The sequence below is a fragment of the Prevotella sp. TF12-30 genome (assembly GCF_003436715.1).
GTDB classification, from domain to species: domain Bacteria; phylum Bacteroidota; class Bacteroidia; order Bacteroidales; family Bacteroidaceae; genus Prevotella; species Prevotella copri_A.
Window position 1 is genome coordinate 1 of record NZ_QSQJ01000044.1, and the last position, 11,662, is coordinate 11,662.

The window sequence follows — 11,662 nt, forward strand, 5'->3', positions numbered from 1 at the left end:
AGCAGTCGGACGGCGAAGGTACTTTTTCCGCAACCCTGCTGTCCGATAAGCACCGGTACGGCTTCATTACCGTGCAGCATATCCATCTGCAGCCAATGGGCTACTGCCGAACGGAACCAGGTGGCGCACCAGCCAAGCTGTTCGCTGGTCAACCCCGGAATTCTGCCGAAAAGAGCAGCCACATGGTTCTTGCCATCCCATTTCGGCAATTTGTTCATGTATTCCTGGATAGGGTCGAAGACGGGAACGGCATCCGACTTGATATACTCCTCGATGTCCTGTCTTGGCGACTTCTTCTCGCCGATTCCCAATTTCTTGGCGCAGCGAACGATGGAGTTGAAAGCCTCAGCTGTAAGCACCTTCCAGTTCTTCTCCTCAGGGTTGATGCAGAAGAACTCGGTCTTTCCGTTCAAAACATTTCTGCGGAAGAGGTAAAACTCCTCCAGAAAGCTCTCTACCTGGTAGATTGCTGATTGATTACCTGCCATCATAGATGACTTCAAATTACTTTTTGTTTCCATAATCATGGTTTTAAAATTATTAATAATGTTGTGATTCACCCTCAAATTTGAAGAGGGTGAAGGGTGGTGAAGGGTGGGTGAAGGGTCAGCGACACCCTTCACCCGTATAAATATCTAGTTATTAGACGTTTATGCCTGATTAGTGAAGGGTGAAGAGTGTTTTAGAAAGTAGCTTTCTATCCACCGCTGCCTGAATCTTCTATCCAGTCTTCTCAACTCCGGGTGCAAAGATACACAATAGGAGGGTCGTTTTCCAAATTTTCCCGCCTTTCCCACGCCCATTCCGCTCCATTTGGGAAAAATCCCAAGGGTCTATGGGAAAAGGCGTGGGAAAATCGGGCGGATTTCTTCAGTTTTATGGGAAAACATTTGGTAATCATGATGGAAAAACGTAAATTTGCAGATTGATTACGGAACTTCGTTTCGCAAACTATTCACGACCATCGATTCCCGTCTCCGCTTTACGGCAGATAATCTGAGCGATTACTCCCGCTACTTCAATGAGTACGATTATACCGAATCAGCTGATGAGGGAATTGAGGGAAGTTAAGGGGAATGATAACTTCACTTAACTTCCCCACCTTATATAAAAAAGGATAAAGAGGGGCGAAAAAGCAAGTTTTATATGTTTTTTCGCCCCATTTGCATTTATTAACTTTTTTTTAGACAACTTATTAAAATTTATCGTAAATTTGCAACCAGTTATTAAAATATAATAAGCTAAGCAATAAGAATCATTAATTGAATCAATATATAAACTTAGTCAGACAATTATATAATTAAGAATCTGATTATCTCTATAAAACTACATAATATAACAATTAAAACCAAACAATTATGAGCAAAAAAAGTCAGTTTGGCATGACCCTATTACTATCTACGATTATAGTAGGTGGCGCCAATGCGAGTACTGTTTCTACCTCAAACACATTGGGTGCAACTATGATTGCACAGCAAGGTGCTGTTTGTAAGGGTGTGGTAAAGGATGCTGCCGGTGAACCTATTATTGGTGCTTCTGTATCAGTGAAAGGTACTAAGAATGCTGCTGTTACCGATTTGGACGGCAATTTTACCCTCTCTGGTGTAAACAAGGGTACTACTATTGAAATTACCTATATTGGTTACATTACACGTGAAATCAAATGGGCAGGCAAAGACCTCGATGTGATTCTTTCTGAGGATACTCAGGGCCTCGACGAAGTTGTGGTTGTAGGTTATGGTAGCTCTAAGAAACGCGACCTCATTGCTTCCGTATCAACCGTAAAGGCAGATGAAATGTCAAACATCCCTGTTACCAACATCGCACAGGGTCTGGCTGGTCGTTCTCCTGGTTTGATCGTACAGGCAAACGGTGGTGGTGTCAACGCTACTCCATCTATCAGTATCCGTGGTGGTGGTACTCCTTTGTACGTCATCGACGGTGTAGTTCGTGGTGAGGTTGACTTCCGTAACCTTTCTCCAGACGATATTGAGTCTATGTCTATCCTGAAGGATGCTTCTGCTACAGCTGTTTACGGTTCCCGTGCTTCTAACGGTATCGTACAGGTTGTTACCAAGAGCGGTAAGGCTGGTAGAATCAGCATCGATTACGACTTCAATATGTCTTTCTCTCAGCCAAGCAACTGGCCAAAGCAGATGCACTCTTACGAGCGTGCAGAGTGGGCTAACATTGCAAAGAACAACGACCTTTTGAATGGTGCAAAGAATGATGTATTCACAGCAGATGCCATCCAGAAAATGCGTGATGGCTCAGACCCATTGAACTTTGGTGATACCGATTGGAGAAGTCTCGTACTCAGAGATTGGGCTCCTCAGACCAAGCACACCGTACGCTTGACTGGCGGTTCTGAGACCAACCAGTTCTATGTATCTTTGGGACATATTGATCAGAACTCTCTTTACCGTAACAATAATCACTGGATGAAGCGTACCACATTCCGTCTCGCTGAGAACACCAAGATTAAGCCTATCGGCTTGCAGGTAAACGTTACTCTCGACGGATATCGCCAGGAGGATACACATCCATACACTTCTACATCTAGCAGCTATTACAATGTGTTCTCACACATCAAGAACAAGTCTCCATTGAATCCGGGTGTCAACAAGTATGGTCTTCCATATAATGTTACCGATAACCCTGTAGCAGAAACAGCTAGTGATGCAGGTTACAACCGCGGTATTACCAACGTAATCAATGGTAAGGGCGAGTTGATCTGGAACTGCCTCTGGGTTGATGGCTTGAGAGTTCGTCTGGCTAGCAACTACCGCTACTATGGCACTTCTACCAAGCAGTGGAGAAAAGATGCCGCTCAGTATGACTGGGATTCTGATGTTCCACAGTACTTAGGCAAGCCACAGCTCTACCACAACTCAAGCACAGGTTATTCTTATACCAACCAGGCATTCGTAGAATATGCACAGCAGTTTGGCAAGCACAGCGTTTCAGCTCTCGGCGGTTTCGAGCAGTATTACGAGAAGGGCGAGTCTTACAGTGCTCAGCGAGTAAACTACGACTTCCCTATCGACCAGATGGGCGTAGGTCCTGCTAATGATATGACCAATGGTGGTAGCGAGGCTGAGTTGGGTCGTGCCGCATGGATTGGACAGGCTAAGTATAACTACGACAACAAGTATTATGTAGAGGGTAGCATCCGTTACGACGGTTCCGACGCCTTTGCTCCAGGTCACCGTTGGGGTGCCTTCTTCAGTGGTGCTTTAGGTTGGGTAGTTTCAAGTGAGAAGTTCATGCAGCCTCTTGTAGAGAAGAACATCATCAACTCTTTGAAGCTCCGTGCTTCTTATGGTGAGACTGGTCTCGACAGCAGTGCCGGACGCTTTGGTTATCTTACCTCATACACCCTGAACAACCAGGCTTACGTAATCAAGAACAAGTATGTGCCAGGATTCTCTGAGGGTAGTCTTCCTTCTCCAGACCTTACATGGTACACCACACGCCAGACAGATATCGGTTTCGACTTCGCTTCGTTGAACAACCGACTCTACGGTTCGCTGGATTACTTCTACTACTCTACCAAGGGTTATCTGACTACTCCAACTGGTGAAAGCTATCTCAATACCGCTATCGGTATCGGCTTGCCACGAATCAAGTCAGACAGTGAGTTCCGCCGTGCAGGTTGGGAGTTCGTGTTGGGTTGGCGTAGCAACATTGGTGCGTTGAAATATGATGTTTCTGCTAACCTCACCTATTTTGATGCTCTCTGGGCACTTAATAGAGACGAGTCTGAGAGTTCTTACATGAACCCATACACTCGCGGTCAGCAGCAGAAGGGTTACTACGATGCCATGCTGAAGAACTTGGGCTACTATAAGGATGCAAACGACGTTCTCAACAACCCAGGTGTAAACAGCGCACTCAACTCAGGTTATCTGACAGCGGGTGACGTGAAGTATGCCGACATCAATGGTAACGGTATGATTGACAATGGTGATAAGCGCCGTCTGGGTAAGAACCACACTCCACGCGGACAGTATGGTATCAATATGAACTTCCAGTATAAGGGATTCTACTTGAGCATGCTCTTCCAGGGTTCTACAGCATTCGACATGTATCTCTCTGGTGTAACAACCATGCAGACAGGTCAGGCTGGTCAGCTGCCTGTAGCTTACAAGTACCAGGAAGACAGCTGGACACCAAGCAATACCAACGCCAAGTATCCACGTCTGATGGCCAACACTGGCTTGAATGCCAACAACAACTATCAGTATAGCGACTTCTGGCTGGTAAACGGTGCTTATCTGCGTATGAAGGACTTCCAGTTCGGTTACGACTTCAAGCACGCATTGCTTCGCGGTGTAAGCTGGTTGACCCGTGCCAAGGTAGGTATCTCTGGTCAGAACATCTTCACCATTTCTCAGGCAACCAAGTATGGTCTTGACCCAGAGAACTCTTCAACTGAAGGATATGGCTATCCTGTAGAGCGAGTACTTGCATTAACTGTAAACTTAGGATTTTAATTAGTTATGATAAAGAATATTATTAAAATAGGAATGTTCGGCGTTCTGGCATTGACCGCCGCTTCCTGCCAAGATACAATGGATACTCATCCAACAACGACATTCGACGAGGCTACGGTTTGGGGCTCAAAGGCTACCGCTAATGCCTTTGTGAATGCCACATACGACAATGTAATCACCATGTTCACAGGAAATAATAAATGTGTATCATGGGAAGCCCGCACTCCTAACGGAGTAAAATGCTCTCAGGTAGGTGAGGGTATCGATGGCATTGCCACAGAGCTTGGCATCGACAGAACTACTGACTTCGGTATCAGCCGCTTCGGCTTGCTCCGTCGCTGCAACCTGATTATCGAAAAGGCTCAGGCTTCTACTATGACAGAAGGCGAAAAGGCTGAAATCATTGCCAAGGGCCGCTTCCTCCGTGGTCTCGTATTCTACGATTTGACCCGCAAGATGGGACGCTTCGTTCCTATCACCTCTGTCATCCAGACCAATCAGGAAGAAAAGGCAAGAGTACCTATGACTTCCAGCGTAGAGGAAAGCTACAAGCTGGTAGTAGAGGATTTGGAGGCTGCCATCCCTAACATGCCAACTGAGGCAAAGCCAGGTGAGCCTACCAAGTATGCAGCCGAGTTGCTGTTGAGCCGTGCCTGCCTGCAGGCATACGCCTACACCAAGAAGGCTGAATACCTTGACAAGGTGATTACCTACGCTTCTGATGTTACTCAGCACTGTTCTCTCTCAGACAATTACGGTGGTCTGTTCAACGAGACAGACGAAACCAATGCTGAGATTCTCTGGGGTTACTACCGTTTGAAGGCTAACACCAGAATTGGTGATTATGAGGAGCTGATTCGCACCTATCCTAACATTTCACAGGATGACTGCATCAACTCTAAGAGTCCTATTCACTTCAAGAATCCTAACGGACGCACTTATGAAGGCTGGGCAATCTACTTCCCAACACAGGACTTGGTTGACCAGTATCTCGTAACTGATGAGAAGACAGGTGAAGCACTTCCTTGGAACGAGACTTCACAGTATAAGGAGAATGTTGAGTCTATCGATCCAAACTCAGTAACAACTGAAGGTCAGCTCGATGCTTACAAGCAGGAGAACGGTAATGCACGCCGCATGCCAACACCTCAGGACTTCCAGCAGCTCAACACTGCTTATCCTACCAACCTGCACTACGGCAAGTTGAAGGCTGGCTCAACACGCAACATTTCTGAACTGATGTACAGCGGTCGTGATGCTCGTTTCGCATCATCTATCGTTTATGATGGCTGTTCATGGATTGGTGAGACAGTAGAGACAAACCTTGGCGGTAACTGCTCTATGGGTGTACGTGATAAGGAAGACGGTGGCTGGTACAACACTACAACCGGTTACTACTGGCGCAAGTCTAACATCGAGAATCCAGAGCCACGTGCATACTTCGACTGTCTGGTACAGCTCCACTACGTGATGTGCCGCACTGGCGAGGCTTACATGAACCTTGCAGAGGCTTATCTGCTGAAGCACGATGTAACCAATGCAGTAAAGGCTCTCAACGCCACACGAGTTAAGCACGGCAAGATTGCTCCTTCAACAGCAACAACAGAGGAAGCAGCTTGGGCAGACTACATCCGTGAGCGCCGTGTAGAAATGGCTAATGAGAATGGTGATATCTACTTCAGCTATCTCCGCTGGGGTAAGTATGGCGGCTATGCTAACCACGGACGTGAGGCAGGCGACATCATCTACGATCTCGACCGCCCTGTATATAAGATGGAAATCTCTCGCGACCGCAGCCAGATGCTCGTCAACCAGCTTACATTGCTCGGTAGTGCACAGCGCCAGTTTACCACCAAGCGTTACCTGTTCCCAATCGCTCAGTCATTCCTTGACAAGCGCGAGGCATACGATCTCGATCACCAGCAGAACGAGGGTTGGTAATCTGCAAGCAGAAGCAGATATAAATTCATATTTATAAATCATAAATAAACGTTGAAAATATGAAATTCATTAAAATCATACTTGCCATGCTCGTCATGGCACTCAGTTTCAGTTCTTGTCTTGAGAGCGATCTCAAAGACCTTCCAACTTTCGATGGCAATGACATCACAGCAGGATATGCTTGGTATCGTTACATTGGAGAAGACAAGATTAATGCCAGCGGACAGCCTCAGGTTATCCAGAAGCAATTGCAGAAGACAGCAGAGGCTATTGATAACAAGGCTGCTACCTGCAACCTGACATTTGCAGTTCCATCCAACTTCTCTGAAAAGGAGAAGAATAATGTGAATCTCAACAACATCGTTGTTGCAGTACAGATTTCATCAGCTGCGGTAATGACTCCTGTTGAGGGATCTCCAGCATTGGGTACTCCAGCCGACTGGACTACTCCACACAAGTATGCAGTAAAGGCTGCCAATGGAGAGACCAAGGTATGGACCATTACATGTAAATTAACAAAATAATTTAAGTCACGCAAGGGGGGACACCATTAGCGGATGGTGTTCCCCTTTTTAAAAGGAGCTTCAACTTACTATTGATATGAACAAAAACAATTTATTAAAGCTGGCACTTACTCTTATAATGCCATTAACTCTGTGTATGGGAAGTTGGGCACAGGCTGTCATCTTTCCCCAGAAAAAGCAACCGGGTGTAGCTAAAATCACCCAGAAGTCAAACAGCTATCAGCTCGCCAACAAGGTATTGAAAGCCTCTTTCATCAACACAGGTGGCAAACTCTACTTCAACGGCTGTTCTGAGCTGGGACTGCAGCCTAGCACAGAGTTGTTTAAGGTTCTCTTGGGAGACGGCAAAACCATTACCGCATCCGAGATGAAACTGGAAGATGTAAAGATGGTAACCCTGGCAGAGAATCCATCTGCAGCAACAGCATCTCTCCGTTATGCAGGCAAGGCTCTGGAAGCTCGTTTTACATACGAAGAACTTTCTATCGTTTGGCGCGCCGTATTGAGAAACGGCTCGCACTACCTGCGCACAGAAATGGATATTCAGGCTGCCAAAGACTTACCTATGAAGGGTATCGTGGCAATGAACTACCTGGTAGCCAAGAACAGTGCCTATACCGCTCCAGAAGTGGTGGGTAATACCCGTGGTGCCATCCTGGCAAGCAATCATATCTTTGCTGGTCTGGAAACTCCAATGGGTCTGAATTCCAGCAAGGATGAAGGCAATGCTACCCACATAGAAGGCTTATGGAGAAGAAACACCACTTTAAAAGCTGGCAAAACATGGAACATCAGTTCTGTAGTGGGCTTGGTTGCGCCTAAGCAGTTGCGCCGCTCTTTCCTGGCTTACAGCGAGCGTGAAAGAGCTGTGGCTTGGAGACCTTATCCGGTCTATATCTCATGGTATGAGTTGAACATCGACCGCAACAACGCACAAGCTCCTTCTTATAAAGGCAATATGACCGTAGAACAGTGTGCCGACGTGGTAAGTCACTGGAAGACACACTTCTATGATAAATATCAGATGGCTCCAAAGGCCTTCGTATGGGATGATGGTTGGGACCAGTATGGAACCTGGACCTTCAATCCTAACTTCCCTAACGGATTCGACGAGCCAGCCAACGAGGCCAAGAAGATGGGCACAGGTATCGGTGCCTGGCTGGGTCCTGTGGGCGGCTATGGTCAGTCGGGCGAGTATCGCCGTGCCTACTGGCGTTCAAAGGGTGGCATGCAGCTGAGCAATGAGGATTACTACAACTTCTTCATCCGTTGCTGCACCAACATGATCGACCGTTACGACTTCCGCTTCTTCAAGTTTGATGGCATCAGCGCCCAGGCTTCAGCTATCGGTCCTGATGAAGGAACAAGAGGCGAAGAGAATGCCGAGGCTATCATCAGCATCGAGCGTGCCGTACGCCAGAAGCGTCCAGACATCTTCCTCAACACCACCGTAGGAACCTGGGCTTCTCCATTCTGGTTCCACTTCACAGATGCCGTATGGCGTCAGGAGGGTGATTACGGCGAGGCTGGTGACCAGGGCACCGACCGTGAGCGCTGGATTACCTATCGCGACCGTCTGGTTTATCAGAACTTCATACAGAGATCTCCTGTTTGTCCTATCAACACATTGATGACTCACGGATTCATCCTGAGCCGTTGGGGTGCCGTTTCCAAGAATATGGATTACGACGGAATCGTTCGTGAGATGCGCTGCGCCTTTGCCTGTGGTTCAGGTATGGTTGAGCTGTACAACGACTACAAGCTGATGGACGAAATCAAGGACAACCAGGGCAACGCAGGTGCTTTGTGGAAAGACCTGGCAGAGTGCATCAAGTGGCAGCAGGAACAGGCTGATGTATTGCCTGATGCTCACTGGGTTGGTGGCAATCCTTGGGATGGCAAAAAGGCAAATGTATATGGCTGGGCTGCATGGAACGGCAAGAAGAGTGTGCTTACCTTGCGCAACCCTTCAACCAGTGCACAGACCTTCACCACAACCCTGAGAGAAGCATTGGATATCCCTGCCTATGTTCGTGGAAAGATTACATTGACCCATGCCTTCAGCCAGGCAGAGTTGGATGGAATGCCAATCAACAAGGCTATCGACATTGATACTCCTTTGGTATTGAATCTTCCAGGCTCATCCGTATTTATCTATAATGGTCGTTAATGATTTGCAAAATCGAACACTTTAATATTTCATCTGGTTTTTGCGAAGGAAATCAGTTAGATGGTTTTCCATCACCAATTGATAAGTTGCCATTCAATAATAACCGGATTCAGAAACCAGAATGTACGGAATAACTATTTATAAATAATTAATGAATTATAGACTAGGCTTATTGTAAGATTAGGTTTATAGGATTTAGTGTTAAATTTGGTTCATTTATTGACTTACACAAATCAAATAATGAAAACTAAGCGTATGCCCTTTTGCTGCGAAGCAAGAGGGCATATCTTTTTTAATGGAATACAAGCTGCACGCCCTGAAAAGTGTAAGCAAGATTAAGCAGCACGCCCTGAAAAGTGTAAGCAAGATTAAGCAGCACGCCCTGAAAGGGCGTGTGGGGCTTACTTGCGAAACTTGAATAAGAATTTGCCAAGTAGGCAGCTTATCTATAACAAGACCATAAAAAGTGTTTGATAACAATAAAAGCTCTATCTAACTCTTTACTACAATTTTTACACCTATGAGATTTGGCAATCCCAATTGTAATCAATATGAATAAGTGAGTTTTTTCAAACTCACTTATTCACTTTACGCAACGCAGAAAGCGTCTCCAATCGTACTTACCAGTTACTCTAGCTTTTGAATACTCTATACGCTTTACAATACCAATAATATAGATGTCTGGAACCAAGCCCCAATAACGAGAATCATGAGAATCTACTACATTATCACCACCGGCAAAATAATAATCATGAAGGAACGTGTGGCGAGACAGAAGTTTGTGTTTGACAAAAACTTTATTTTTCTCCCAATCAATTGTGATTTTACCCTTCAATTCCCATTCTAAAATTGCCAGATAAAGTACAGCCTCTTTGGGGGTAATCGTTATGACATCCCCTTTACGGGGAATATACAAAGGCCCGAAATTTTTAATCGTCCACTTCGGCAAATGTTCATCGTACGGCATCGCACACATTACTTCAGGAGAGATCAATGTATCTGGCATCTCACGCAAAACAGTTTGATTCTCTCTGCAGCCCAAGACACCCCTATCATTATTATTGCGATAATAACCATTGCGAATGCTCACAGAATCACCAGGCAAGCCGATGCAGCGCTTGCAATACACATAATTGATAACAAACGTAATATGATGATTAATGACTGGTTTATTAAACACAAAGACATCATTACGTCTCAAATCCCCCATACCTTTCATTCTAAAGCACTGTAATTCAACCCCTTGTTTGTCAAAATGGAATTTTCGATAGATTCTTGCACCAAAACAAAGTTTATCTGCTATTATCTTGTCACCTGGTTGCAAAGTTGGCATCATAGAATTACTAGGAACAACAAAAGTATCAAACCAGAAGATACGCACCAGCCACTTACCGACCCATAACAATATCATGAGTAAGGAGCAAATTAGCACCAGTTTAATTATGTTTAGAACTTGTTTTTGATTACAAGAAATATTTTTCATTTTACCGTTTATTAAGGAGACAATACTAAAAAGAAGACCTCTCCATCGTTCAATTTCTAATGAACGAAGGAGAGGTCACTTCTTTTATATCACTTTCAGAATTTCATTACTTCTGAGAATCCTCTGGAGCCTTGTCGATCAAGTCCATGAACTGGTCGAGCTTAGGAGTGATGATGATCTGGGTACGACGGTTACGCATCTTGCCCACCTCAGTATCATTGGTAGTTACAGGATTGTACTCACCACGACCACCAGCAGTCATACGCTTAGGACTAACACCAAAGTTATCCTGGAGATACTGAACTACTGAAGAAGCACGGAGAGCAGAGAGGTCCCAGTTGTTACGGATGTTCTTCATCTTGGCACTGGTAGTGCTTACAGGCACGTTATCGGTGTTACCCTCGATGAGTACATCGTAATCCTTGTAGTCCTGGATGATCTTTGCAATCTTGCTCAAAGTTTCCTTGGCACGGCTGTTTACCTCGTAGCTACCGCTCTGATAGAGCATGTTGTCAGCTAGAGAGATGTAAACCACACCCTTCAGCACCTGAACGTCAACCTCCTTCATCTCCTCACGGCTGAGAGAACGGGTCAGGTTGTTGGTAAGAACCATGTTGAGTGAATCGCTCTTGCTCTTCACCTCTACCAGATGACGGATATACTGGTTGCTCTCATTAATCTGGTCAACGAGCTTCTCAATGCTGATGTTGTTCTGATTGGCATTGGTCAGACTCTTGTCCAGCGAGTTCTGCAACTTGGCATAATCCTTCTTGGTACTGCTCAACTGCTCCTGCGCAGCAGCAAGGCTAGCCTCAGTAGCAGCCAACTTCTCCTTGGTTGCCTGATAATTGGCAGTCAATTCTCTATTTTCAGATTGACAATTCTGGAGATCCTTCTTACTAGCACAGCTAGTAGCCATCAGGGCTACAGCCATCATTGCCATTACAAAAATTTTAGTCTGTTTCATATTTGCTTTCGATTTTTAAATTTTCTATTATTGTTTTTTAATCACTATGTTATTATATAGACGGCAGTCACGCCCTCCCTA

Annotated in this window: 7 protein-coding genes and 1 pseudogene; 5 read left to right on the forward strand and 3 right to left on the reverse strand. The window is 45.5% G+C overall.

All coding sequences use genetic code 11. From position 1 onward, the window contains the following. Positions 1 to 521: pseudogene (locus tag DXD25_RS13610) on the reverse strand (virulence-associated E family protein); the annotation flags it as partial. A gap of 397 nt (positions 522 to 918) precedes the next feature. Between DXD25_RS13610 and DXD25_RS16735 the strand changes: the two are divergent. The 5 genes from DXD25_RS16735 (at position 919) to DXD25_RS13630 (ending at position 9,131) form a co-directional block, all read left to right on the forward strand. After that, the gene (locus tag DXD25_RS16735) at positions 919 to 1,071 is read left to right on the forward strand and encodes a hypothetical protein (RefSeq protein WP_153092470.1); all 153 of its coding nucleotides are present in this window, start codon (positions 919 to 921) and stop codon (positions 1,069 to 1,071) included. Positions 1,072 to 1,358: 287 nt separating this feature from the next. Continuing rightward, positions 1,359 to 4,496, forward strand: coding sequence for a TonB-dependent receptor (locus DXD25_RS13615; RefSeq protein ID WP_233522323.1), 3,138 nt, complete (start codon positions 1,359 to 1,361; stop codon positions 4,494 to 4,496). 6 nt (positions 4,497 to 4,502) lie between these two features. Beyond that, positions 4,503 to 6,437: a RagB/SusD family nutrient uptake outer membrane protein gene (locus DXD25_RS13620; RefSeq protein ID WP_117663970.1), complete on the forward strand. Its 1,935-nt coding sequence runs from the start codon at positions 4,503 to 4,505 to the stop codon at positions 6,435 to 6,437. A 59-nt stretch (positions 6,438 to 6,496) separates the two neighbouring features. After that, complete coding sequence (locus DXD25_RS13625) at positions 6,497 to 6,961, forward strand: hypothetical protein (protein ID WP_117663971.1); 465 nt, start codon at positions 6,497 to 6,499, stop codon at positions 6,959 to 6,961. Positions 6,962 to 7,037: 76 nt separating this feature from the next. Further along, positions 7,038 to 9,131: a hypothetical protein gene (locus DXD25_RS13630; RefSeq protein WP_147327920.1), complete on the forward strand. Its 2,094-nt coding sequence runs from the start codon at positions 7,038 to 7,040 to the stop codon at positions 9,129 to 9,131. Positions 9,132 to 9,714: 583 nt separating this feature from the next. Here DXD25_RS13630 and lepB read toward each other — a convergent pair. Together lepB and DXD25_RS13640 are read right to left on the reverse strand one after the other, a co-directional pair. Further along, positions 9,715 to 10,614: a signal peptidase I gene (lepB, locus tag DXD25_RS13635; RefSeq protein ID WP_117663973.1), complete on the reverse strand. Its 900-nt coding sequence runs from the start codon at positions 10,612 to 10,614 to the stop codon at positions 9,715 to 9,717. 106 nt (positions 10,615 to 10,720) lie between these two features. Then, positions 10,721 to 11,581 (reverse strand): OmpA family protein, encoded by an 861-nt coding sequence (locus tag DXD25_RS13640; RefSeq protein ID WP_117663974.1) that lies wholly within the window; start codon positions 11,579 to 11,581, stop codon positions 10,721 to 10,723. Positions 11,582 to 11,662 lie beyond the last annotated feature (81 nt).

Bases quoted from the DNA above. Each gene is read 5' to 3' on its own strand.
- lepB (WP_117663973.1), bottom strand. From the start codon at position 10,614: ATGAAAAATATTTCTTGTAATCAAAAACAAGTTCTAAACATAATTAAA.
- DXD25_RS13620 (WP_117663970.1), top strand. From the start codon at position 4,503: ATGATAAAGAATATTATTAAAATAGGAATGTTCGGCGTTCTGGCATTG.
- DXD25_RS13615 (WP_233522323.1), top strand. From the start codon at position 1,359: ATGAGCAAAAAAAGTCAGTTTGGCATGACCCTATTACTATCTACGATT.
- DXD25_RS13625 (WP_117663971.1), top strand. From the start codon at position 6,497: ATGAAATTCATTAAAATCATACTTGCCATGCTCGTCATGGCACTCAGT.
- DXD25_RS13640 (WP_117663974.1), bottom strand. From the start codon at position 11,581: ATGAAACAGACTAAAATTTTTGTAATGGCAATGATGGCTGTAGCCCTG.
- DXD25_RS13630 (WP_147327920.1), top strand. From the start codon at position 7,038: ATGAACAAAAACAATTTATTAAAGCTGGCACTTACTCTTATAATGCCA.